The organism is Luteimonas huabeiensis HB2, from assembly GCF_000559025.1.
Classification (GTDB): domain Bacteria; phylum Pseudomonadota; class Gammaproteobacteria; order Xanthomonadales; family Xanthomonadaceae; genus Luteimonas; species Luteimonas huabeiensis.
Genome location: NZ_JAAN01000022.1, coordinates 39,797 through 62,524 on the forward strand (window position 1 = coordinate 39,797; position 22,728 = coordinate 62,524).

At 72.3% G+C, this 22,728-nt stretch carries 17 protein-coding genes and 1 tRNA gene; 8 read left to right on the plus strand and 10 right to left on the minus strand.

Annotation, left to right across the window (positions count from 1 at the left end; genetic code table 11):
* Window positions 1–1,557, plus strand: coding sequence for a phospholipase D family protein (locus tag Z164_RS0109385; RefSeq protein WP_024890445.1), 1,557 nt, complete (start codon window positions 1–3; stop codon window positions 1,555–1,557).
* Between the two features lie 223 nt (window positions 1,558–1,780).
* Here Z164_RS0109385 and Z164_RS0109390 read toward each other — a convergent pair whose 3' ends face one another.
* Window positions 1,781–2,551, minus strand: a complete 771-nt coding sequence (locus Z164_RS0109390) for a 3-oxoacyl-ACP reductase (protein WP_024890446.1) — start codon at window positions 2,549–2,551, stop codon at window positions 1,781–1,783.
* Between the two features lie 258 nt (window positions 2,552–2,809).
* Here Z164_RS0109390 and Z164_RS0109395 point away from each other — a divergent pair, with 258 nt between their 5' ends.
* The gene (locus Z164_RS0109395; protein ID WP_024890447.1) at window positions 2,810–3,910 is read left to right on the plus strand and encodes a Glu/Leu/Phe/Val dehydrogenase dimerization domain-containing protein; all 1,101 of its coding nucleotides are present in this window, start codon (window positions 2,810–2,812) and stop codon (window positions 3,908–3,910) included.
* Between the two features lie 111 nt (window positions 3,911–4,021).
* On the plus strand, window positions 4,022–5,179 hold the full coding sequence (locus Z164_RS0109400; RefSeq protein WP_024890448.1) for an isovaleryl-CoA dehydrogenase: 1,158 nt from the start codon (window positions 4,022–4,024) through the stop codon (window positions 5,177–5,179).
* Window positions 5,180–5,235: 56 nt separating this feature from the next.
* Here Z164_RS0109400 and sugE read toward each other — a convergent pair whose 3' ends face one another.
* The 4 genes from sugE to rnr form a co-directional block, all read right to left on the minus strand.
* Window positions 5,236–5,553 (minus strand): quaternary ammonium compound efflux SMR transporter SugE, encoded by a 318-nt coding sequence (gene sugE / locus Z164_RS0109405; protein ID WP_024890449.1) that lies wholly within the window; start codon window positions 5,551–5,553, stop codon window positions 5,236–5,238.
* Window positions 5,554–5,737: 184 nt separating this feature from the next.
* Window positions 5,738–8,818: a diguanylate cyclase gene (locus Z164_RS20275; protein WP_081770137.1), complete on the minus strand. Its 3,081-nt coding sequence runs from the start codon at window positions 8,816–8,818 to the stop codon at window positions 5,738–5,740.
* Between the two features lie 18 nt (window positions 8,819–8,836).
* Complete coding sequence (rlmB, locus tag Z164_RS0109415; RefSeq protein ID WP_024890450.1) at window positions 8,837–9,586, minus strand: 23S rRNA (guanosine(2251)-2'-O)-methyltransferase RlmB; 750 nt, start codon at window positions 9,584–9,586, stop codon at window positions 8,837–8,839.
* Between the two features lie 59 nt (window positions 9,587–9,645).
* Window positions 9,646–12,090, minus strand: a complete 2,445-nt coding sequence (gene rnr, locus Z164_RS0109420; protein WP_024890451.1) for a ribonuclease R — start codon at window positions 12,088–12,090, stop codon at window positions 9,646–9,648.
* 115 nt (window positions 12,091–12,205) lie between these two features.
* Here rnr and Z164_RS0109425 point away from each other — a divergent pair.
* A tRNA-Leu gene (locus tag Z164_RS0109425) sits at window positions 12,206–12,292 on the plus strand.
* 179 nt (window positions 12,293–12,471) lie between these two features.
* Here Z164_RS0109425 and Z164_RS0109430 read toward each other — a convergent pair.
* The gene (locus Z164_RS0109430; protein ID WP_024890452.1) at window positions 12,472–12,678 is read right to left on the minus strand and encodes a hypothetical protein; all 207 of its coding nucleotides are present in this window, start codon (window positions 12,676–12,678) and stop codon (window positions 12,472–12,474) included.
* A 164-nt stretch (window positions 12,679–12,842) separates the two neighbouring features.
* On the opposite strand from Z164_RS0109430, the gene cydD reads away from it, so the two are divergent.
* Both cydD and cydC read left to right on the plus strand, forming a co-directional pair.
* Window positions 12,843–14,552 carry a thiol reductant ABC exporter subunit CydD gene (gene cydD / locus Z164_RS0109435; protein WP_024890453.1) on the plus strand — a complete coding sequence of 570 codons (1,710 nt, stop codon included), beginning with the start codon at window positions 12,843–12,845 and terminating at the stop codon, window positions 14,550–14,552.
* Window positions 14,549–16,216 carry a thiol reductant ABC exporter subunit CydC gene (cydC, locus tag Z164_RS0109440; protein WP_024890454.1) on the plus strand — a complete coding sequence of 556 codons (1,668 nt, stop codon included), beginning with the start codon at window positions 14,549–14,551 and terminating at the stop codon, window positions 16,214–16,216. Before cydD ends, cydC begins: the two co-directional genes overlap by 4 nt.
* A 37-nt stretch (window positions 16,217–16,253) precedes the next feature.
* Here cydC and Z164_RS0109445 read toward each other — a convergent pair whose 3' ends face one another.
* The gene (locus tag Z164_RS0109445; protein ID WP_024890455.1) at window positions 16,254–17,012 is read right to left on the minus strand and encodes a Crp/Fnr family transcriptional regulator; all 759 of its coding nucleotides are present in this window, start codon (window positions 17,010–17,012) and stop codon (window positions 16,254–16,256) included.
* Between the two features lie 152 nt (window positions 17,013–17,164).
* On the opposite strand from Z164_RS0109445, the gene parC reads away from it, so the two are divergent.
* Window positions 17,165–19,408 carry a DNA topoisomerase IV subunit A gene (gene parC / locus Z164_RS0109450; RefSeq protein ID WP_024890456.1) on the plus strand — a complete coding sequence of 748 codons (2,244 nt, stop codon included), beginning with the start codon at window positions 17,165–17,167 and terminating at the stop codon, window positions 19,406–19,408.
* A 36-nt stretch (window positions 19,409–19,444) separates the two neighbouring features.
* Window positions 19,445–20,095, plus strand: a complete 651-nt coding sequence (locus Z164_RS0109455) for a thiopurine S-methyltransferase (protein WP_024890457.1) — start codon at window positions 19,445–19,447, stop codon at window positions 20,093–20,095.
* Between the two features lie 52 nt (window positions 20,096–20,147).
* On the opposite strand, the gene Z164_RS0109460 is transcribed toward Z164_RS0109455, so the two are convergent.
* The 3 genes from Z164_RS0109460 to Z164_RS21915 all read right to left on the minus strand — a co-directional run.
* Window positions 20,148–21,050: a M48 family metallopeptidase gene (locus tag Z164_RS0109460; RefSeq protein ID WP_024890458.1), complete on the minus strand. Its 903-nt coding sequence runs from the start codon at window positions 21,048–21,050 to the stop codon at window positions 20,148–20,150.
* Between the two features lie 522 nt (window positions 21,051–21,572).
* Window positions 21,573–21,824 carry a hypothetical protein gene (locus tag Z164_RS22425; RefSeq protein ID WP_152540907.1) on the minus strand — a complete coding sequence of 84 codons (252 nt, stop codon included), beginning with the start codon at window positions 21,822–21,824 and terminating at the stop codon, window positions 21,573–21,575.
* Window positions 21,825–22,016: 192 nt separating this feature from the next.
* A partial coding sequence (locus Z164_RS21915; protein ID WP_321166284.1) for an RHS repeat-associated core domain-containing protein occupies window positions 22,017–22,728 on the minus strand: 712 nt, incomplete at its 5' end.

Consider the following 22,728-nt stretch of genomic DNA (forward strand, 5'->3'; position numbering starts at 1 on the left):
ATGCGCAAGCGCTTGAAGAAACTCTTCGCCTGGGGGCTGGTGGCCCTGCTGGTGCTGCTGGCCAGCGGCCTGCTGCTGGCCGACCACCTGACCCCCAAGGCCACCGGCGCGCCCGGTTTCGCATTGCCCGTGCAGCGCGACCAGACCGCGCTCGACCGCGAACTGATGCCGCTGCTCGACCGCAACCCCGGCATGACCGGCGCCATCCTGGTCCCCGACGGCCTGGATGCCTTCGCCGCGCGTGCGCTGTCCGCCCGCCAGGCCGGGCGCAGCCTGGACCTGCAGTACTACATCTGGAAGGACGACCTCACCGGCCACCTGCTGCTCAACGAGATCTGGCAGGCGGCCGAGCGCGGCGTGCGGGTGCGCATGCTGCTCGACGACATCAACACCCGCGGCAAGGACGGCGCGCTGCTGGCCTTCGACCAGCATCCCAACATCGAGATCCGGGTCTACAACCCGTTCCGCAACCGCGACGGGCTGGGCCGGCTGCTGGAGATGGTGCAGCGGATGTGGAGCATCACCCACCGCATGCACAACAAGGCCTGGGTCGCCGACGGCCGGGTGGCGGTGGTGGGCGGGCGCAACGTGGGCCTGGAGTACTTCGACGCCTCGCAGGACATGAACTTCCGCGACCTCGACCTGGTGCTGTTCGGGCCGGAGGTGCAGCGCGCCAGCGACATCTTCGATGCGTTCTGGAACAGCGAGGCGGTGGTGCCGATCGCCGCGCTCAGCAGCAAGTCGAAGCGGCGGCTGGAAGCGGTGATGGCCTCCATCCGCCAGGAGGCCCACAGCGCCGAGGCCGAGGCCTACCTGGAGCGCGTAGACGGTTCCGACAGCGTGCGGCGCTACTTCCTGCAGACGCTGGAGCCGTACTGGAGCGACCGCCTGCGGATCGTCTCCGACCCGCCGATCAAGCGCGACGGCGACCGCCGCGACGGCTGGCTGATCCAGCCGATCCTGGAGGACCTGGACAGCGCGCAGCACAAGGCGCTGGTGATCTCGCCCTACTTCGTGCCCGGCGACGAGGGCGTGACCTACATGGCCAAGGTGACCCGGCGCGGCGTGCACGCCGGCGTGGTGACCAACTCGCTGGTGGCCAACGACGTGCTGGCCGTGCACAGCGGCTACAGCCGCTACCGCCAGCGCATGCTGCGCACCGGCATCGTGCTGTACGAGACCCGGGCCGAGGTGGCCACGGAATCCAGCCTGTTCGGCAGCAGCGGCGCCAGCCTGCACACCAAGGCCTACGTGGTGGACGACCGCCGCGGCTTCGTGGGCTCGTTCAACATGGACCCGCGCTCGATCGACCTCAACACCGAGATGGGGGTGTTCTTCGACGACCCCGCGCTGGGCGCGGCGGTGCGCGACATCTACCTGGAGCTGTCCAGCCCGGCACTGAGCTACTACGTGTTCCTGGACGAGCGCGATCGCCTGCGCTGGCTGGACGCGGCCGTCGACCCGCCGAAGGTGCTGGGCAACGAGCCCGGCGCCAGCCGCTGGCAGCGCTTCCTCGCCTGGGCGATGGCGTGGCTGCCGATCGAATCCCAGCTGTAGCCGCGCGGCACCGGACGGCAGCCGCCGGCGCGTGCGGCCATCGAGATTCGACCTGCAGCGCCGAAGCCGTCCTCCGCCCGCAAGATTATTTCGTTCCTTCTCCCGCAAGCGCGTGCCCCCATCCGCCTTCGGCACCTTCCCCCGCTTTGCGGGGGAAGGGAATACAGAGTGCTCCCCGCTTGCGGGGGAAGGAAAAAACAGGATGCTCCCCGCTCGCGGGCACCTAATCCTTGACCAGGCCGCCGTCGACGACGAGGTTCTGCCCGGTGACCGCGCGCGCCCACGGCGAAGCGAAGAACAGCACCGCATCGGCGAACTCCTCCGGCGTGGTCACGCGGCGCAGCGGGGTGCCGGCGGCGATCAGGTCGAACACCGCCTCCGGCGTGGCGGCGCTGGCGTCGGTCGTGCGCAGCAGGCCGCCGGAGAGCATGTTGACGGTGATCCCGTACGGACCGAGGTCGGCGGCCATCGTCCGGGTCAGCGACAGCAGCGCGGCCTTCGCCGCGGTGTAGTCGTGATACGGCACCACCGGGTTCTGGAACAGGTTGGTGCCGATGTTGACGATGCGGCCGGAACCGGCGGCGCGCATGGCCGGCACCGCGGCCTGGATCGTGTTCAGCGCGCCGCGCACGCTGCCCTCGAACTGGGCGGCGAAGCGCGACCAGCCGATCGATTCGCCCCGCGGCCGCGCGTCGCCGTCGAACGCGAAATCGACCAGCGCGTTGTTGACGACGGTCGAGACGGCTTCGCCGAAGTGCGCCTGCGCCCGCGCGAACATCGCCTCGACCTGGTGCGGATCGGTCACGTCGGCGCGCACCGGGCATACGCGCGCCTCGCCGAACGCCTGCTGCAGCGCCTGCGCGGCCTCGGCGCTGCGCCAATGGTTGACCGCCACGCGTGCGCCCTCGCGCAGGAACGCGCGCGAGATGGCGGCGCCCAGGCCGCGCGCGCCGCCGGTGACGAGGACGACCTGGCTGGAGAGTGCGGACGGCATCGAGGAGACTCGCGCGACGGGCCGCGCAGGATCGCATGCCCAGGCTGAACAGGCCAGCGGCGCCATGTGCTTGATTTTGCTGCATCGCAGCGCCGTCTCCGCCCCGCCGGACCGCACGCCGGCGGACGGGCTTTTGCCGCCGGACCTGCGTAGAATGCTGCCCCCATCGGCGGCCCCTGGCCGTCGCACCGCAGCCACCACCACCCACACAGCGACGGGCGTGCTCGCCAACGCGACAGCGCCGCAGCGGAGTTTGCGATGATCTTCGAACACCTCGACCGGTACGGCCACGAACAGGTCGTGTTCTGCCACAACAAGGACGCGGGCCTGAAGGCCATCATCGCGATCCACAACACGGTGCTCGGCCCGGCCCTGGGCGGCACCCGCATGTGGCCGTACAAGAGCGAGCAGGACGCGCTCAACGACGTGCTGCGCCTGTCGCGCGGCATGACCTACAAGAACGCGGTGGCCGGCCTGAACATCGGCGGCGGCAAGGCGGTCATCATCGGCGATCCGGCCACCGACAAGTCCGAGGCGCTGTTCCGGGCCTTCGGCCAGTTCGTCGAATCGCTGGGCGGGCGCTACATCACCGCCGAGGACGTGGGCATCGACGTCAACGACATGGAGTTCGTCTACCGCGAGACCGAGTACGTGACCGGCGTGCACCAGGTCCACGGCGGCTCCGGCGACCCGTCGCCGTTCACCGCCTACGGCACCATGCAGGGCCTGCTGGCGGCGCTGAACCGCAAGTTCGGCAACGAGGAAGTGGGCAACTACCGCTACGCGGTGCAGGGCCTGGGCCACGTCGGCCTCGAGTTCGTGAAGCTGCTCAAGGAGCGCGGCGCGAAGATCTTCGTCACCGACATCAACAAGGAGCGCGTGGACCGCGCGGTCAGCGAGTTCGGCGCCGAGGCCGTGGGCCTGGACGAGATCTACGACGTCGATGCCGACGTCTACTCGCCCTGCGCGCTCGGCGGCACCGTCAACGAGGACACCCTGCCCCGGCTCAAGGCCAAGATCATCTGCGGCGCGGCCAACAACCAGCTGGCCACCAACGAGATCGGCGACGAGGTGGAGAAGCGCGGCATCCTTTACGCGCCCGACTACGCGGTCAACGCCGGCGGCGTGATGAACGTGTCGCTGGAGATCGACGGCTACAACCGCGAACGCGCCATGCGCATGATGCGCACGATCTACCACAACCTGACCCGGATCTTCGAGATCGCCGAGCGCGACGGCATCCCGACCTACCGGGCGGCCGACCGCCTGGCCGAGGAGCGGATCGAGATCATCGGCAAGCTGAAGCTGCCCCTGGGCCGGGCGCGGCCGCGCTTCCAGGGCCGCGTGCGCGGCGCCTGATCGGCCGCATGACGGCGCGCTCGCGCCGACCAGGCGCGCCGGACGGGCGCTTCGCGCGCGAACGCGCCCCTGCCGGCGTTGCCTTGGCGTCTTTCCCGGGAGATTCGGATCATGCGTACCTTTCCGCTGGGTGAGGAACTCGATGCGCTGCGCGATGCGGTGCGGCGCTTCGCCGAGGCCGAGATCGCACCGCGCGCGGAGGCGATCGACCGCGAGAACGCCTTCCCGCAGGACCTGTGGCCGAAGCTCGGCGAGATGGGCCTGCTGGGAATGACGGTGCCGGCCGAGTACGGCGGCAGCGCGATGGGCTACCTCGCCCACCTGGTGGCGATGGAGGAGATCTCGCGCGCCTCCGGCTCGGTCGGCCTGTCCTACGGCGCGCACTCCAACCTGTGCGTCTCCAACCTGTACGCCAACGCCACCCCGGCCCAGCGCGAGCGCTACCTGCCGAAGCTGTGCAGCGGCGAATGGAAGGGCGCGCTGGCGATGAGCGAACCCGGCGCCGGCTCCGACGTGGTCGGCTCGATGAGCTGCCGCGCCGAGCTGCGCGGCGACGTCTGGGTCGCCAACGGCAACAAGATGTGGATCACCAACGGCCCCGAGGCCGACGTGCTGATCGTCTACATGCGCACCGCCGGGCGCGAGGCCGGCAGCCGCTGCATCACCGCCTTCATCGTCGAGAAGGGCATGCCCGGCTTCCGCACCGCGCAGAAGCTCGACAAGCTGGGCATGCGCGGCTCCAACACCTGCGAGCTGGTGTTCGAGGATTGCGAGATCCCGGCCGCCAACGTGCTGGGCGAGGTGAACCACGGCGTCAAGGTGCTGATGAGCGGCCTCAACACCGAGCGCCTGGTGCTGACCGGCGGACCGCTGGGGCTGATGCAGGCCGCGCTGGAGCTCGTCCTGCCCTACGTGCGCGAGCGCCGCCAGTTCGACGCCGCCATCGGCACCTTCGGCATCATGCAGGCCAAGCTGGCGGACATGTACACCGCGCTGCAGTCCTCGCGCGCCTTCGCCTACCAGGTCGCGCGCGACTACGACGCCGGCCATCGCTCTCGGGTGGATGCGGCCAGCTGCCTGCTGCACGCCTCGGAAGCGGCCGTGCAGGTGGCACTGGAAGGCATCCAGGCGCTGGGCGGCAACGGCTACATCAACGAATACCCCGCCGGCCGCATCCTGCGCGACGCCAAGCTCTACGCCATCGGCGCCGGCACCAACGAGATCCGCCGCATGCTGATCGGCCGCGAGCTGTTCGACGGCCGCGACTGAACCGGCGCGGCCGCGCGCCGTCGAGCGCTCGCGGCCACGCGCCGCGGTCGCGATGGTCAGCCGGAGGCGAGCTTGAGACCGATCACGCCGGCCACGATCAGGCCGATGCTGATCAACCGCCCCGCGCCGGCCGGCTCGCCCAGCACGGCCATGCCGACCAGCGCCGTGCCGACCGCGCCGATGCCGACCCAGACCGCGTAGGCGGTGCCCAGCGGCAGCGCGGTCATCGCCCGGCTGAGCAGGTAGAAGCTGACCGCCATCGCGGCGAAGGTGCCGAGCGTGGGCCACAGCCTGGTGAAGCCCTCGGTGTACTTCAGGCCGACGGCCCAGACGACCTCGAACAGGCCGGCGAACAACAGGACGATCCAGTGCATGATGCGCTCCAGGGAGTCGATGGGGCCGTCCCCGGGCGGAATGGAGCGGCGGGGTCGTCCCCGCTTCCTGGGTGCGCATTCTAGGGCCGCGGCGCGCCGGCGGATGAACGGCGCGTCGCCGCCGGGCCGGGCCTCGGACCGGCCGCGGTCGCCGCGGCGCCGCTGGACGCCGCAGACCCGCGGCTCAGCCGGTCCGGATGCGGTCGCGGCCCTCGTTCTTGGCGCGATACAGCGCGTCGTCGGCGCGCCGCAGCATCTGCGCCGGGGAAGCGTCGCCGGGATCGCGCAGGGTGGCGCCGGCGCTGATGGTGACGCGCAGTTCGGGCAGCCCGCCCCAGGTCGTCTGCGCGGCGAAGCGCGCGCGCAGGCGCGCATAGAGCGCCTCGGCGTCGTCCAGGCCGGCATCGACGAGGATCAGCGCGAACTCCTCGCCGCCGATGCGCGCGGCGATGTCCGAGCCGCGGCACACCGAGGCCAGCAAGCCGCCGACCTGGCGCAGCACCGCATCGCCGACGGCGTGCGAGTGGGCGTCGTTGATCGCCTTGAAGCGATCCAGGTCGAGCACCACCAGGCACAGCGGGTGGCCCTTGCGCCAGGCGCGCGCGAACTCGCGCTGCAGGGCCTCGTCGAAGCTGCGCCGGTTCGGCAGCCCGGTCAGCGCGTCCTCGTAGGCCTGGCGCTCGAAGGTCTCGGCCTGCCGGCGCAACCGCTGCAGCAGCTCCGTCTTCTCGTTGTCGGCGCGCAGCAACTGGTCGGTCTGCCGCTGCAGCGCGCGGGTGCGCTCGTCCACCAGGCGGGCCAGGCGCGCATGGGCGGCCTCGTAGCGGCGGATGCGCAGGCGATAGAGCAACAGCATCGCCAGCAGCGCGAACGCCGCCATGGCCGCCTGCACGCCGCGATGCTGCCACCAGGACGGCGCCACCGTGAAGCGCCAGCGCGCCTCCTGCGCGCTCCAGCCGCCCTCCGGGTGCGCCGCCGACACGCGCAGGGTGTAGTCGCCGGGCGGCAGGCCGACGAAATCGACGCTGCGCTGGCGGCCGTGGTCGATCCAGCGTTCGTCGTAGCCGTCCAGCCGGGTCCGGAACCGGATGCGCTCGGAGAGCAGGAAGCTCAGCCCGACGTAGGACACCGAGATGCGCGCGCCGCCCGGCACGCGGGCGCCGTCGCGCCAGGCCAGCGGATGGCCGTCCAGGCGCACCGACTCGATCCGCGGCAGCGGCGGCGGGCGGCGGCGAAACCCCTGCCAGCGGCGCGGATCGACCACGCTGATGCCGCCGGCGGTGGCCATCCACACGCTGCCGTCGGCGCGCAGGATCGACGAGGGCGAGGAACTGCCGTTGCCCTGCGAACTGGACATGCCGTCGGTCTCGTCGTAGCGCTCCAGCGCGAGCCGCTCCTCGCGCCCGTCGGCCACCGCGTTCAGCGCGTCCATGCGCGCGCGCAGCATGCCGCGATTGCTGCCGATCCAGGCGTTGCCGAGGCGGTCGCGCACGAGCTGGAACACGGTGTCCACCGGCAGGCCCTGCTCCAGCCCCACCCGCGCGAGCGCGCCGCCGCGCTCGCGGTAGAGCCCGCGGTCGGTGGCGATCCAGACGTCGCCGCCGACGCGCTCGAAGCCGAACACCGAGCGCGCGCCGCTCAGCCGCTCCAGCGGCAGCCGTCGCGCGCGGCCGTCGCGCACCACGCTGACGCCGGCCACCGAACCCACCCACAGCGCACCGTCGATGTTCGCCAGCGCGGTGACCAGCGCCTCGGGCAGCCCCTCGATGCGCGGCACGGAGATGCGCCCGTCGAGGATCCGCGCCGGACCGCGATGGGTGGCGACCCAGACGCCGCCCGCCGGGTCCGGCGCGATCGCGCGCACGTGGCCGGGGGGCAGGCCGTCGTCGCCGTCGTAGCGCCGCAGCACGCGGCCGTCGCGCAACTGGAACACCCGGCCGCCGAAGGCGCCGACCCAGAGGTCGCCGGCGACGTCCTCGGCCAGGCTGAGCACCGACGGCGGCACGCCCGGCTGCAGCGCGACCGGCGCCGGAACGCCGTCGTCGCCGAGCCGGTCGAGCCCGCCCGCGCCGCCGATCCACAGCGCACCGCGGCGGTCCTCCAGCAGCGCGCGGACGTAGTCGCTGCTGAGCCCGTCGCGCTCGGTCCAGCGGGTGAACAGCGTCTCGCGCAGGCGGAACAGGCCGCCGTTGGCGCCCGCCCAGATGCTGCCCTCGGCGTCCTCCAGCAGTTGCACGATGCGCCCGGGCGGACGTACCTCGCCTGCCGGCGGGTGCTCCAGGCCATGCGGCCCGAGGCGCAGCAGGCCGCGGTTCTCGCTGCCCAGCCACAGGTCGCCGTGGCGGTCCTGCAGCATGGCGGTGAAGTCGCCCTGGCCGGGCGCGTGGTGGGCGACCGGCGCGCGATCGCCCTGCAGGCGGTGGATGCGCTCGCCCGAGACCAGCCAGATCCCGCCGTCCGGCCCCTGGTACGGCCACGCCAACCCGGGCGCCAGCCCGAAGGATTCGGGCGCGCGGCGCAGCGTGCCGTCGGCCTCGCGCACGATCAGCCCGTCCATGCCGCCGATCCAGATCCGCGACCGGGCGTCGATGGCCATGCGCGGGTAGCTCAGCGCCAGCGGCACGCCCTCGGGCGCCTCGAAGTACTCGAAGCGGTCGTCGGGATGCAGGCAGCCGAGCCCGCGGCCCTCGAACAGCAGCCACATCCGCCCTTCCCCGTCCATCGCCATGGCATGGATCAGCACCTCCGGCCAGCGGCCGGCGGACTCCCAGAAACGCCACGCGCCGTCCGCGCCGCGCCGGCCCAGGTTGCCGCGCGAGTCGCTGGTCCACAGCGCGCCCTCGCGATCGACGTACAGCGCGCCGACGCCGTTGTCGGGCAACGCCGGATCGCGGGTGCCGCGGTCGTAGACGGTGAAGTCCAGGCCGCTGTAGCGGACCAGGCCCTCCCAGGTCGCGAACCACAGGTAGCCGTCCGGCGTCTGCGCGATGTCGCGCAGGGAGTTGTGCGGCAGGCCGTCGCGGGTGGTCCAGCGGTCGATCGCGTAGTCGCGCAGCGGCGGCGCCGCGGCCCAGGCGTCCGCCAGCCCGCCCAGCGCCAACAGCAGGCCGTACAGCAGATGGCGGCCCAGCCAGTCGACGTAGGCACGCGGGCGCGGCGTCCGGAGCCGGCCGGCCGGCCGCGCGGGCGCAGCCGCGGCGGCGGCGCGCCGCCGGAACGCGGCACGCCGGCGGGTCGCGTGCTTCGCGATCCAGGGCGCGAACATGGCCGCCGCGGCCTGCGGTCAGGACGCCTGGCGCTGGCGGACCGCCTCGAACAGCGCAACGCCGGCGGCGACGGACACGTTGAGGCTCTCGAAGCCGCCAGGCATCGGGATGCGCGCGAGCCCGTCGCAGTGCTCGCGCGTGAGCCGGCGCAGGCCGTCGGCCTCGCCGCCGAGCACCAGGGCGACGTTGCCGGCCAGGTCCAGGCCGTACAGCGAACCCGTCGCATCGCCGGCCAGGCCGTAGATCCAGACGCCCTGCTTCTGCAGTTCGCGCAGGGTGCGGGCGAGATTGGTGGCGCGGATCACCGGCACGGTATCAGCGGCGCCGGCGGAGGTCTTGCGCACGGTGGCGTTGACCTGCACGGCCTTGTCCTTCGGGATCACCACCGCGGTGGCGCCGGCGGCGGCGGCGCTGCGCAGGCAGGCGCCGAGGTTGTGCGGGTCCTGCACGCCGTCGAGCACCAGCACCAGCGCACGGCCGCCGGCGGCCTCGATCAGCGGCGCGAGATCGTGCTCGCCCCAGGTCTTGGCCGCGGCGTAACGCGCGGCGGCGCCCTGGTGGCGCAGGCCGCCGGCCACGCCGTCCAGCGCCTGCTGGGCGACCCGGCGCACGTCGATGCCGCGGCGCCTGGCCTCGGTCTCGATCGCGGCCAGGCGCGGATTGCGCGCCCCGGCTTCCAGCAGCACCTCGCGCACGTTGTCGGCGTCGTGCTCGACGGCGGCGGCGACGGCGTTGATGCCGGCGATCCAGGAAGTCTGCTTGCTCATCGGGGCCGGACGGGACTCGGGCGGGGCCGACCATTGTAGGCCGGCGCCGACCGCTCTCTTCAGTACGCCCGCTTGTCCCGCTTCGCCGGGCGCCCGCGCGGCGGCGGCGGCTTCGGTCCGCGCGCCTCCTCGGCCAGGCCGAAATCGATCTTGCGCTCCTCGAGGCTGGCCTTGAGCACGCGCACGCGCAGGCGGTCGCCGAGCCGGAACTCGCGCCCGCCGCGCTCGCCGGCCAGGGTCTTGCGCACCGGATCGAAGCGGTAGAAATCGCGCGGCAGCTGGGTCACGTGGATCAGCCCGTTGACCTTGGACTGGTCGAGCTCCACGAACAGACCGAAGCTGGTCACGCCGCTGATCACGCCCTCGAATTCGCCGCCGACGTGCTGCTCCATCCACGCCGCGCGGTAGCGCTCGTCCACCTCGCGCTCGGCCTCGTCGGCGCGCCGCTCGCGCTCGGAGCACTGCAGGGCGAGCGCGGCCATGTCGTTGGCCGAGTAGCGGAACGCGCCCGGCTTGCCGCGCGCCAGCGCGTGCTTGATCGCGCGGTGCACCAGCAGGTCCGGGTAGCGGCGGATCGGCGAGGTGAAGTGCGAATACGCCTCCAGCGCCAGCCCGAAGTGGCCGATGTTCTCGGCCGAGTACACCGCCAGGCTCTGGCTGCGCAGCAGGACCGATTCCAGCAGCGCGGCATCGGGCCGCTCGCGCACCTTGGCCAGCAACTGGGTGAAGTCCTTCGGCCGCACCCGGCCCCAGGCCGGCATGCGCAGGTTGAACTCCTTCAGGAACTCCAGCAGGTCGGCGTACTTGGACTCCGGCGGCTTGTCGTGGATGCGGTACAGACCCGGCACGCCGGAGGCGAGCAGGAACCTGGCCGCCTCCACGTTGGCCGCGATCATGCATTCCTCGATCAGCTTGTGGGCGTCGTTGCGCAGCAGCATGCCGGCCTGCACCACCTCGCCGCGGTTGTCCAGGACGAAGCGCACCTCCGAGGTCTCGAACTCGATCGCGCCGCGCTTGGCGCGGGCCTTGGCCAGCACCTTGTAGAGCTGGTGCAGGTGCCGCAGCTGCGGCATCAGCGCGCCGACCTGGGCCTGCGCCTCGGGGTCGCCCTCGCCCACCGCCTGCCAGACCTGGGTGTAGGTCAGGCGCGCGTGCGAGTGCATCACCGCCTCGTAGAACTCGGCCTCGCGCACGGTGCCGTCGCGACCGACCTGCATGTCGCACACGAAGCACAGCCGGTCCACCTTCGGCCGCAGCGAGCAGATGCCGTTGGACAGCGTCTCCGGCAGCATCGGCACCACGAAGCCGGGGAAGTACACGCTGGTCGCGCGCAGTTGCGCCTCGTCGTCGGGCGGCGTGCCCGGCTGCACGTAGTGCGAGACGTCGGCGATCGCCACGATCAGCCGGAAGCCGTCGCGGTTGGGCTCGCACCACACCGCGTCGTCGAAGTCCTTGGCGTCCTCGCCGTCGATGGTCACCAGCGGCAGCGCGCGCAGGTCGCGGCGGCCGGCGGCGGCCCTGGCGTCGACCTCCAGCGGGATCGCGGTGGCCTGGTCGAGCACCGCCTGCGGGAACTCGTGCGGCAGCTCGTGGCCGTGGATGGCCGCCTCGACCACCAGCGACGGCGTCAGCGCATCGCCCAGCACCGCCAGCACGCGGCCGATCGGCGGCCGGCGCGCGTCGCCGGGCTGGGCGATCTCGCAGACCACCAGCTGCCCGTGCTCGGCGCCGTTGCGCGCGTCCTGCGGCACCTGGATGTTGCGCTGGATGCGGCGGTCGTCGGGCACCACGAAGCTGATCCCCGACTCGACCGTGTAGCGGCCGATCAGGCGGTTGAGGCGCCGCTCCAGCACCTCGACGATCGCGCCCTCGCGGCGGCCGCGGCGGTCCAGCCCGGTCACGCTGGCCATCGCGCGGTCGCCGTGCATGACCTTGCGCATCTCGCTCGGCGGCAGGAACAGGTCGTCGCCGGCGCCGGTGTCCGGGCGCAGGAAGCCGAAGCCGTCGGGATTGGCGATCACCGTGCCGGCGATCAGGTCCGCGCGCTCGACCGGCACGAAACCGCCGCGGCGGTTCTGCAGCAGTTGGCCGTCGCGCACCATCGCGCCCAGGCGCTTGCCCAGCGCGTCGAAGCGGTCCGGGGCGGTAAGCCCGAAGTGGTCGGCGATCGCCTCGGCGGTCTGCGGGCCGTCGCTCTCGGCCAGCCACAACAGGATCGCCTCGCGGCTGGCGATCGGATTGGCGTAGCGGTCGGCCTCGCGCTCGGCCTGCGGATCGTGGAAGACGGGCGCCGCGGACTTGCGCGAGCGCCGCGGCGCCTCGTGCTCGGCCGCGCCGCGGCCGGCCGCGCGCGGCGGCTCCGGCATCCACGGCGGCGGCGCATCGCCGCGGCCGCGCGCCTTGCCGGCCGATGCCTTCGATGCGCGTTGAGGGGTGGAAGACTTGCCGGGCTTGGCCGGCGCCTGGTCGCGGCGACCGCCGCGCTTGCTGGGTGTTTTCGCCATGGCCGCAGATGGTACAGGTCGGCCGCGCGCATCGGAGTGATGCGGTTGTCGTGCGCGGCGTAAAAAAGCGTTGACAAGGTCCGGGACGCAACGCAACATACGCGCCTGCCCCGATGCCCAGGTGGCGGAATTGGTAGACGCACTAGCTTCAGGTGCTAGCGGGGGCAACTCCGTGGAGGTTCGAGTCCTCTCCTGGGCACCACGCGATACGAAGGCGGTTCACGCAACTGCCGGCAACACGAAGAACCCCGCTCAGGCGGGGTTTTTTCGTTTGGCGCCGGCGTTGCGATGCATCGGGACGGCCGGCCGATCGGTGCCGGCGTCGCGGCCGTCGCCCGCCGCGTGCGCGCCGGCGGGCGCGATGCGCGACTGCGTCGGCGATCAGGTCTCCGGCGGCGCGCGGCCGCTCGCATCGTCGGTGCCGCGCCGGGCCGGGTTGCCTTCCGCCGCGCCCGGCTGCGCCTCGGGATCGTTGCGCTCGTCCTGATCGCGCTTGCCGGGATATTCGCCCGGTGCGCGCGGCACGTCCGGCGCACGCGTCTTCTCCAGCGGGCCGCGCGCCGGCGCGGGGGGCGGATGCTTGCCCATGTCGATGGCCTCCTGCGGAAACTGGCCGCACAGTGCCGCCCCGCGTGCGGGCACCGCGTGAGGAACGCCGCGCGCGCACGGCCGTGCGCGGCCGCGAGCGGCCGGCGCGGCCTACAATGCGGCGTTCGCGAGCCCGCCGCGCCCCGCCTGCCCGCCCGATCGCCATGTCCTCTTCCGTCGCGGCCGATTCGCTGCCGCCCCCCGCCGCGCCGCGCGCGGTGCGCCTGCGCCGGCTCGACGCGCTGGCCGCGCCGGTGCGCGGGCGGTTGCGCCTGGCCGGCGCCTGCACCGCGGTCGCCGGCTGGCTGCTGATCGCGCAGGCCGGCGCGATCGCCTGGGCGGTGCAGCGGGTGCTGGCGGACGGCGCCGATCCCGCGCTCGCGCTGCCGGCGCTGGCCGCGCTCGCGGCGGTGGGCACGCTGCGCGCGGGTCTCGCGTTCGCGGCGCGCCGCGCTGCGGATGCCGCCACGACCGCGCTGCGCGACGCGCTGCGGCGCCGGATCGCGCGCCGCCTGTTCGCCGCCGGCGCGCCCTGGCTGCGGCGCCAGCGCAGCGGTGCGCTCGGCGAACTCACCGGCGCCCACGTCGATGCGCTCGACGGCTACTTCGGCGGCTACCGGCTGGCGCGCGCGGAAACGCTGCTGGTGCCGCCGGCGATGCTGCTGGCCGCGTTCTGGGTGGACCCGATCGTCGGCCTGGTACTGCTGCTGACGCTGCCGCTGATCCCGCTGTTCATGATGCTGGTGGGCTGGAGCGCCGAGGCCGCCAGCCGGCGCCAGCTGCGCGCGCTGTCGCGCATGGGCGGGCATTTCGCCGACCGCCTGCGCGGCCTGGGCCTGATCCGCGTCTACGGCCGCGGCGACGCCGAGCTGGCCGGCGTGCGCGAAGCCGCCGAAGGGCTGCGCGAGCGCAGCATGAAGGTGCTGCGGATCGCCTTCCTGTCGTCGACGGTGCTGGAGTTCTTCGCCTCGGTCAGCGTGGCCGTGGTCGCGCTGTACCTGGGCCTGTCGTACCTGGGCATGATCGCGCTGCGCGACGCGCCGCCCACGCTGGGCGCCGGGCTGTTCCTGCTGCTGCTCGCGCCGGAGGTCCACGCGCCGCTGCGGCGCCTGGCCGCGCACTACCACGACCGCGCCGCGGCGCTGGCGGCGCTGGAGGAGATCGACGCCGCACTGGAGGCCGGCGACGACGCCGGGGCCCAGGACGCCGCGCGCGCGCAAGGCGCCGGCCGCGCGGCGCCGGCGGTGCGCATCGACGGGCTGTCGCTGCGCCACGCCGGCGCCGAACGCGATGCGGTGGCCGGCCTGTCGCTCGACATCGCCGCCGGCGAGTGCGTCGCCCTGGTCGGCCCCAGCGGCTGCGGCAAGAGCACGCTACTGGAAGCCATCGCCGGCTGGCTGCCGCCGCGGAGCGGGCGCATCGAGATCGCGCCGGCCGACGCGCGGATCGGCTACGTGCCGCAGCGGCCGTTCCTGTTCCACGGCAGCATCGCCGACAACCTGCGCCTCGCCCGGCCCGATGCCGACGACGCGGCGGTGCGCGCCGCCGCCGAGGCCGCGCAGGTCATGCGCTTCGCCGAGCGCCTGCCGGCCGGCCTCGACACCGTGGTCGGCGAGCGCGGCTTCGGCCTGTCCGGCGGCGAGGCGCGACGCATCGCGCTGGCGCGCGTGTTCCTGCGCGATCCCGCGCTGTTGCTGCTCGACGAGCCGACCGCCTTCCTCGATCCGGAGACCGAGCGGTGCGTGCTGGAGGCGCTGGCCGCGTTCGCGCGCGGGCGCACGGTGCTGATGGCGACCCACAGCGCGGCGGCGCTCGCCATCGCCACGCGCGTGGCGACGTTGCCGGCGGCGACTGCGCACGGAGCGCCGCCATGAGCCGCGCCGCGACGGGCGCCCTCGGCGTGTTCGCACGGCACCGCGGCGCGATCGCGCTGGCGGTGGCGCTGCTGTGCCTGACGCTCGCCGCCGGCAGCGGCCTGCTCGCGCTGTCGGGCCACTTCCTGACCGCCGCGGCGCTGGCGGCGGGGCTGGCCGGCTTCGACTTCTTCGGCCCTTCGGCCGGCATCCGCGCACTGACCTTCGCCCGCATCGCCTCGCGCTACGGCGAGAAGCTGTTCGGCCACGACGTGACCCTGCGGGTGGCGCGCGACCTGCGCGCGTGGTTCTTCGCCCGCGCGCTGCCGCTGGCCCCGCTCGGCCTGGGCCGCGAGCGCACCGGCGACCTGCTGGCGCGGCTGGTCGCCGACATCGAGGCCGCCGATGGCCTGCTGGTACGCGCCCTGGGCCCGCTGCTGGCGCTGATGCTGCTCGCCGCCGGCACGCTGGTCGCGATCGCCTTCGTGCTGCCGGCCGCCGCGCTGTGCTTGGCGCTCGCGGCGCTGGCGATCGGCGCCGGCGTGCCGCTGGCCATCGGTTGGGGCGCGCGCGGGGCCGAGCGCGCGCGGGCGCGGGCGCGCTCGGTCTTCCGCCAGGGCCTGCAGGAGGATCTCGACGGCGCGGCCGACCTCCTCGCGCTGGACGCCGTGGGCGACCGGCTGGCGCGCCTGGACGCGGATTCGGGCGCCCTGGCCGGGTGCGAATCGCGGTTGCAGCGGCGGCTGTCCTGGGCGGGCCTGGTGCATGGCCTGGTCGCCGCCGCGACGCTGCCGCTCCTGCTGTGGCTGCTGTTCGACGCCCACCACGCCGGCGCGATCGGCGCGCCGGCCGCGGCCGCGGTGCTGTTCGCCGGCATCGCGCTGCTGGAAGCCGCCGCCGGCGCCGGCCTGGCCTGGCAGTCGCTGCGTTCGGCGCGTGCATCGCTGCGCCGGCTCGACGACATCGCCCTGCGCGCGCCGGCCGCGGCCGAGCCGGAGGCCCCGGTCGCGCTGCCGGCCGACGGCACGCTGGCACTGTCGGGCGTGCGCTTCGACTGGGGCGGCGCGGCGCCGCGCGCGGTGCTCGACGGCATCGACCTGGCGCTGCCGCCCGGCCGCCGGATCGCCATCGCCGGCGACAGCGGCGCCGGCAAGTCCTCGCTGCTGGCGCTGCTGCTGCGCCTGCGCGACCCGGACGGCGGCCGCATCGCCTTCGGCGGCGTGGACCTGCGCGAGGCGGCCAGCGCCGACTGGCACCGGCGCCTGGCCTGGCTGCCGCAGGATGCGCCGGTGTTCGCCGGCAGCGTGCGCGAGAACCTGCGCCTGGGCGATCCGGCCGCCGACGACGCGCGGCTGTGGGCGGTGCTGGAGGCCGTGCGGCTGGCGGATACGGTGCGCGCCCTGCCCGGCGGCCTCGACGGCTGGATCGGCGAGAGCGGCGCCAGCCTGTCCGGCGGCCAGGCGCGGCGCCTGGCGCTGGCGCGCGCGCTGTTGCGCGATGCGCCGATCCTGCTGCTGGACGAGCCCACCGAGGGCCTGGACGTCGATACCGCGCACGCGCTGCTGCGCGACGTCGCGCGCCTGGCCGAAGGCCGCAGCCTGCTATTGATCAGCCACGACGCGCTGCCGCCGGGCCTGGTGCACGCGCGCTACCGCCTGCGCGACGGCCGGCTCGCGGAGGAATAGGCGCTCGCGCGGCGGCCGGCGCCGCGGCACGGATGGATCAGGCGGCGGCGAAACCCGCCAGCAGCCGCAGCCGGTCCGGGGCGTGCAGCTCGATATGGTGCGGGTCCTCGAAGCGCACCACGTCCTCGCGCTTGAGCCGGGTGAAGCTGCGGCTGACGGTCTCCACCGTCAGGCCCAGGTGATCGGCGATGTCGGCGCGCGTCATCGGCAGCTCGACCCGCGACGGCTCGCCGCCGCGCTGGCGCTGCCGCTGCGACATGTCCAGCAGGAACCCGGCCAGGCGCTCGAGCGGCGTCATCCGCGCCAGGCTCATCAGCGAGGAGCGCGCGGCGTCGAGCTCGCTGCAGGCCTGGCCCAGCAGGCCGGATTCCAGCTCGGGGTGACGCTCGCACAGTGCGCGCATGTCCGTCAGCGAGAACACGCACATCGCGCAGTCGGTCACCGCCTCCAGCGTATGCCGGTGGTGGGAATCGCCGGTCAGGCCGATGAAATCGCCGGGCATCAGGAAGCCGGCCACCAGGCGGCGGCCGTCGGGCAGCAGGCGCACCCGCCGCATCATGCCGTGGGTCATGGTGTAGACCTCGCGCCTGGGGGTGCCTTCGCGCACCAGGGTGGCGCCGGCGGGCAGCCGCAGCTGCCCGGCGCTGGCTTCCAGCACATACGTCAGGTCTTCCGGCAGCGAGGCACATACCGCGAGCGGGCGCGCCAGGCATCCCGCGCAGCCGTCGTGCGGCTTGCGCCGCATCGTCTCCGGCGCGCGTCGCTGTCCTTCGGCGGTCGCCGACCGCGGACTCATGCGGGAACTCATACTCGCTCGCGGCTTCCTGTTTCCGGCCCATGGTACTCCAGCCGCCGCCCACGCCCCCTACACGCCTTCACATCGCGACGGGTGCGCCCCCGGCCGGCCCGGAACCTCTAAAATCGCCGTTTTCCCCCATGCCGCACCCGATGACCGACTCCGTCCGCCCCGTCTTCCACGGCTTCGAGCAGATCCCGCTGCGCGAGTACGCCGAGCGCGCCTACCTCGACTACTCCATGTACGTGGTGCTCGACCGCGCCCTGCCCTTCGTCGGCGACGGCCTGAAGCCGGTGCAGCGGCGCATCGTCTACGCCATGAGCGAACTGGGTCTCAACGCCGCGGCCAAGCCGAAGAAGTCCGCGCGCACCGTGGGCGACGTGATCGGCAAGTACCACCCGCACGGCGACAGCGCCTGCTACGAGGCGATGGTGCTGATGGCGCAGCCGTTCTCCTACCGCTACCCGCTGATCGACGGCCAGGGCAACTTCGGCTCCAGCGACGACCCGAAGTCCTTCGCGGCCATGCGCTACACCGAGTCGCGGCTGACCCCGATCGCCGAGGTGCTGCTGGGCGAACTGGCGCACGGCACGGTGGACTGGACCGCGAACTTCGACGGCACGCTGGAGGAGCCGGCCTGGCTGCCGGCGCGCGTGCCCCACCTCCTGCTCAACGGCACCACCGGCATCGCAGTGGGCATGGCCACCGATGTGCCGCCGCACAACCTCAACGAGGTGGTCAGCGCCTGCGTGCGCCTGCTCGACGACCCGGACGCCAGCGTGCGCGACCTGTGCGAGCACGTGCGCGGCCCGGATTATCCCACCACCGCCGAGATCATCACCCCGGCCGCGGACCTGATCGCGCTGTACGAGACCGGCAACGGCGCGATCCGCGCCCGCGCCACCTGGATCCGCGAGGGCCAGAACATCGTGGTCACCGCGCTGCCGCACCAGGTCTCGCCGAGCAAGGTCATCGAGCAGATCGCGGCGCAGATGCGGGCCAAGAAGCTGCCCTGGCTGGAGGACATCCGCGACGAGTCCGACCACGCCAACCCCACCCGCATCGTGCTGGTGCCGCGCTCCAGCCGCGTCGATGCCGAGCAGCTGATGGGCCACCTGTTCGCCACCACCGACCTCGAGCGCAGCTATCGCGCCAACTTCAACGTGATCGGCCTGGACGGCCGGCCGCAGGTGAAGAACCTGAAGATGCTGCTGGCCGAGTGGCTGCAGTTCCGCGCCGACACCGTCACCCGCCGCCTGCAGCACCGGCTGGACAAGGTCGAGCGGCGCCTGCACCTGCTGGAGGGCCTGCTGGTGGCCTTCCTCAACCTGGACGAGGTGATCCGCATCATCCGCACCGAGGACGAACCCAAGCCGGCGCTGATCGCGCGCTTCGGGCTGTCCGAGGACCAGGCCGAGTACATCCTCGAGACCCGCCTGCGCCAGCTGGCGCGGCTGGAGGAAATGAAGATCCGCGGCGAGCAGGACGAGCTGGCCGCCGAGCGCGAGCGACTGATCGGCATCCTCGGCAGCAAGGCCAAGCTGAAGAAGCTGATCAAGGACGAGCTGCTGGCCGACGCCAAGAAGTACGGCGACGCCCGCCGTTCGCCGCTGGTGGCGCGCGAGGCCGCGCAGGCGCTGGCCGAGACCGATCTGGTCCCGAGCGAGCCGGTCACCGTGGTGCTCAGCGCCAAGGGCTGGGTGCGCGCGGCCAAGGGCCACGACGTCGATGCCGCGTCGCTGTCCTACCGCGAGGGCGACCAGTTGCTGGCCGCGGTGCGCGGGCGCAGCACGCAGGCGGTGGCGTTCCTGGACTCGGCCGGACGCAGCTACTCGACCGTCGCCCACAGCCTGCCCTCCGCGCGCGGCAACGGCGAGCCGCTGACCGGCCGCTTCTCGCCGGCCGCCGGCGCCTCGTTCCAGGCGCTGGCCACCGGCGACGCGGACACGCGGCTGGTGCTGGCCTCCTCGCAGGGCTACGGCTTCGTGACCCGATTCGAGAACCTGGTCGGCCGGCAGAAGGCCGGCAAGGCGATGCTGAGCCTGTCGCCGGGCGCCGGGGTGCTGCAGCCCGCGCCGCTGACCGGGCAGGACGGAGAGCGCATCGTCGCGGTCACCAGCGCCGGCCACCTGCTCGCCTTCCCGGTCGCCGAGCTGCCCGAGCTCGATCGCGGCAAGGGCAACAAGATCATCGAGATCCCCAAGGCCAAGCGCGGCACCGAACGCGTGGTGGCGGTCGCGGTGGTGGCGCCCTCGGCCACGCTGCAGGTCCGCTCCGGCGCGCGCACGATGTCGCTGTCCTATCGCGAACTGGAGCCGTACCTGGGCGCGCGCGGCAGCCGCGGCGGCCTGCTGCCGCGCGGCTGGCAGAAGGTGGAGGCGCTGCATGTCGAGTGAGCGCCCGCTCGCGCCGCGCGCGCGCAGGGAGGCCTGATGGACCCCTCCTTCTGGCACCAGCGCTGGGCCGAAGGCCGCATCGGCTTCCACCAGGCGACGGCCTCGCCGCTGCTCGCCCGCCACTGGCCCGCGCTCGACCTGCCCCCGGGCAGCCGGGTGTTCGTGCCGCTGTGCGGCAAGTCGCTCGACATGGCCTGGCTGGCCGAACAGGGCCACGAGGTCTTCGGCGTGGAGCTGTCGGCGCTGGCGGTGACGCAGTTCTTCGCCGAACGCGGGCTCGAACCGGAGGTGCGCGAAAGCCCGGCCGGCACCCACTACCGCGCCGGCCCCTACGAACTGCTGTGCGGCGACGCCTTCGCGCTGGGCGCCGAGCTGCTGGCCGACTGCGCCGGCGTCTACGACCGCGCCGCGCTGATCGCGCTGCCGCCGGACATGCGCGCGCTCTACGCCGACACCTGCTGGCGGCGCCTGCCGCCGCACTGCCGCGGCCTGCTGATCACGCTCGAGTACCCGCAGGCCGAGCGCGCCGGACCGCCATTCTCGGTGGAGGCACCCGAGGTCCAGCTGCTGTTCGGCGCCGAGTGGTCGCCGGCGCTGCTCGAACGCCGCGACATCCTCGACCGCGAGCCCGGCTTCGGCACGAGCGCGCTGTCCACCTGCGCCTGGCGGCTGGAACGGCAGGACTGAGCCGGCCCGAGGGCGTCGTTCGCGACCGCCCTCGGCGAAGAAGGGCGCCGCCCTACCTCGCTTCCTCGCAGAAGCGCTCGCGGTACTCCAGCGCCTTGGGCATCAGCGCCTGCAGGTTCTGGATGCGGGTGCCCGGATTGGGATGGGTGGACGAGAACTCCGGCGGCGCCTGGCCGCCGCTGGCCTCCCCCATCCGCTCCCACAGCGGCACCGCCTCGCGCGGGTCGAAGCAGGCGGCCGCGGCCAGCATCAGCCCGACCTCGTCGGCCTCGGTCTCGTGCTTGCGCGCATAGGGCAGCAGGTAGCCGTAGCCCATCGCCGCCATCACCATCTGCTGCTGTTGCGGATCCATGCCGCTCATGGCGCCGGCCATCTGCCCGACCTGGCTCAAGCGCTGCTGCGCCATGCGCTGGGCGCCGTGCCGCAACAGCGCGTGCGCGATCTCGTGCCCCATCACCACCGCCATCGCGTTCTCGTTCTGCGCCACCGGCACCAGCCCGGTGTAGACCGCCATCTTGCCGCCGGGCAGGCAGAACGCGTTGGCCTGATCGGACTCGATCACGTTGACCTCCCACTCGAAGGTCTGCGAAAAGCGCGTCGGCTGCATGCCGTGCTCGGCCGCCAGCGCCGCCTCCACCACATCGACCTTGGCGATCAACCGGTCGGCGATGCCGCGGATCTCCTGCGAGATCGGCAACGACGGATCCACCGGCCGCTCCTGCGACAGGATCTCCTGATACGCCTGCAGTCCCAGCGCCTTCTCGTCGTCCGCCGACAGGCTGCGGTCGATCAGCACCGTCTGCCCGGTGACCGGATCCTCGGTGCGGTTGGAGAAGTAGTAGTACGCGCCGTAGGCCGCGAACAGCAGCAGCACCCCGATCCGCAGCCCACCGACCCGGCGCCGCCCGCGCCCCGGGGAAGACGGCGCCTGGCGCCCGAACGGATCCTGTCTCATGTGCGATCTCCGGCAGCGGGAATGCGGCGCGGCGGCGCGCAACAACCGCCCTGCGCGCCACCACCGGACCGCACGACGGCGGCCCGGCGGCATCATAAACCCGCGCGGCGGGCTGCGCTTCGGTTGGTTGCCGCCATACCGGCGGAGCGCACTTCCGCACACCCCGCAGGGCGGCCCGTCCTGCGAACGTGCTGCATGGTCGCCCGGACTTGAGCTCGTTGTGCAGCCCGACGCCCCCTGCTCGGCGAAGCGTTTGCGCTACAACGACACGGCCGGGTGACTGACCCCGAAGGGTCGCGCCACCGCGCTGTTGGTCTCGCCATCGGCCAGACGCAGGATCATCCGCGCACGACGCGACAACACGGCCGGAAGGCTTTGCGGACGATTGATCGGCTCAAACTGCTTCCGGCCCTGCGTCGTGCTCGTCAACTCGACTGGAGACCACCCAGCGATACGTGCCCCCAGTGCCAAGCATACTGCTTGGACCACGCAAGAATGGAAATTTACATACGGGAACCCGCACTAGCACATCACATCCAACACTTCATCCACATCTGAAATATGCAAAGCATCAAATATTTCCTCAGCATTCTCCGCCTGGCGGACGAAAGTAATTGCGCGACCAAAATCTGACACCCGATCAAATGTCGGGTCCGCCTTAAGCTGATCAACTTGAAGCACCCGAGCAATAATTTCCTTAATATCAGACACCCCAACCTTAGCCTCATCCAGCGCAACATCAATTGAATAAGCGCCGGTGAGCGCGCTCAGCAATTCCCCCCCCAAGTAGAGCCATAATACCCAGATATTCTAATATCCAGGATCTCCTGAATTTCACCAGCCCTTGAAATCAGGAGGGCGCCCTTGTTGCGCATTATTTCCTTCCTGCTTCCTTGCGCGACGCGCAAGGCGCGCGTACTCATTGGAAATGCCAGAGCCTGTTCCCTCTGGACATACAAAAAAACGCTAGCATGAGCATCCACAATTACCACTCCCATCCGGGGCCAGGATGGACGCAGCACCGCCCACCGCAACTTCGGGCACCCAACTTGGAGCCCCGAGGGGTGCCAAATGACGACGCCCCAACCAGTTATTGAATTTAGATGATATCGGATTAGTGTTCCAGGTATGCGAGCCTGCCGCCTTGAACTTGAAGGCACCCTTGAGCAGCCCGTTTAGCAACCCACCACCGAGCATACTTAATCCCACTTGCCCCCAGTTTACGCAAGCAATGCTTCCTCCATTTTGGTAAAGCTGGATGGCTAAGTCGGCTGCCGCAAATGCTACGCCCCAAGCAAATCCCCCTGTAGGATCAGTCAAGCTGACCGGATCGCCAAATACATAGGCGTAGATGTTCAAGTCACCGGCGGCTAGCCCAATCGGATCCTCACTGACGAACCGTCCCACCCCCGGGTGGTAGTACCGGGCCCGGTAGTAGTACAGCCCGCTCGCGTCCTGCTCGCGGCCGGTGTAGCGGTACGGATTCTGGACCGTGGCATTGGCCGGATGCGTGCCGCCGTAGGGATCGTAGTCGTAGCTCTGAACAATGCTCCCCGTGCCATCGGTCAACGCCCGCGTGCTGCCCAGGGCGTCGGTCAGGAAGTAGTGGCGGTTCGCACCCGAACCTCTCGCGTAGCGTTCGTCGATGTTGAGACCTGCCAGGATCGGGACGACGGTC

Coding starts and splice junctions, on each gene's coding strand:
- Z164_RS0109385 (WP_024890445.1), top strand. CDS start 1: ATGCGCAAGCGCTTGAAGAAACTCTTCGCCTGGGGGCTGGTGGCCCTG.
- Z164_RS0109390 (WP_024890446.1), bottom strand. CDS start 2,551: ATGCCGTCCGCACTCTCCAGCCAGGTCGTCCTCGTCACCGGCGGCGCG.
- Z164_RS0109395 (WP_024890447.1), top strand. CDS start 2,810: ATGATCTTCGAACACCTCGACCGGTACGGCCACGAACAGGTCGTGTTC.
- Z164_RS0109400 (WP_024890448.1), top strand. CDS start 4,022: ATGCGTACCTTTCCGCTGGGTGAGGAACTCGATGCGCTGCGCGATGCG.
- sugE (WP_024890449.1), bottom strand. CDS start 5,553: ATGCACTGGATCGTCCTGTTGTTCGCCGGCCTGTTCGAGGTCGTCTGG.
- Z164_RS20275 (WP_081770137.1), bottom strand. CDS start 8,818: ATGTTCGCGCCCTGGATCGCGAAGCACGCGACCCGCCGGCGTGCCGCG.
- rlmB (WP_024890450.1), bottom strand. CDS start 9,586: ATGAGCAAGCAGACTTCCTGGATCGCCGGCATCAACGCCGTCGCCGCC.
- rnr (WP_024890451.1), bottom strand. CDS start 12,090: ATGGCGAAAACACCCAGCAAGCGCGGCGGTCGCCGCGACCAGGCGCCG.
- Z164_RS0109430 (WP_024890452.1), bottom strand. CDS start 12,678: ATGGGCAAGCATCCGCCCCCCGCGCCGGCGCGCGGCCCGCTGGAGAAG.
- cydD (WP_024890453.1), top strand. CDS start 12,843: ATGTCCTCTTCCGTCGCGGCCGATTCGCTGCCGCCCCCCGCCGCGCCG.
- cydC (WP_024890454.1), top strand. CDS start 14,549: ATGAGCCGCGCCGCGACGGGCGCCCTCGGCGTGTTCGCACGGCACCGC.
- Z164_RS0109445 (WP_024890455.1), bottom strand. CDS start 17,012: ATGAGTCCGCGGTCGGCGACCGCCGAAGGACAGCGACGCGCGCCGGAG.
- parC (WP_024890456.1), top strand. CDS start 17,165: ATGACCGACTCCGTCCGCCCCGTCTTCCACGGCTTCGAGCAGATCCCG.
- Z164_RS0109455 (WP_024890457.1), top strand. CDS start 19,445: ATGGACCCCTCCTTCTGGCACCAGCGCTGGGCCGAAGGCCGCATCGGC.
- Z164_RS0109460 (WP_024890458.1), bottom strand. CDS start 21,050: ATGAGACAGGATCCGTTCGGGCGCCAGGCGCCGTCTTCCCCGGGGCGC.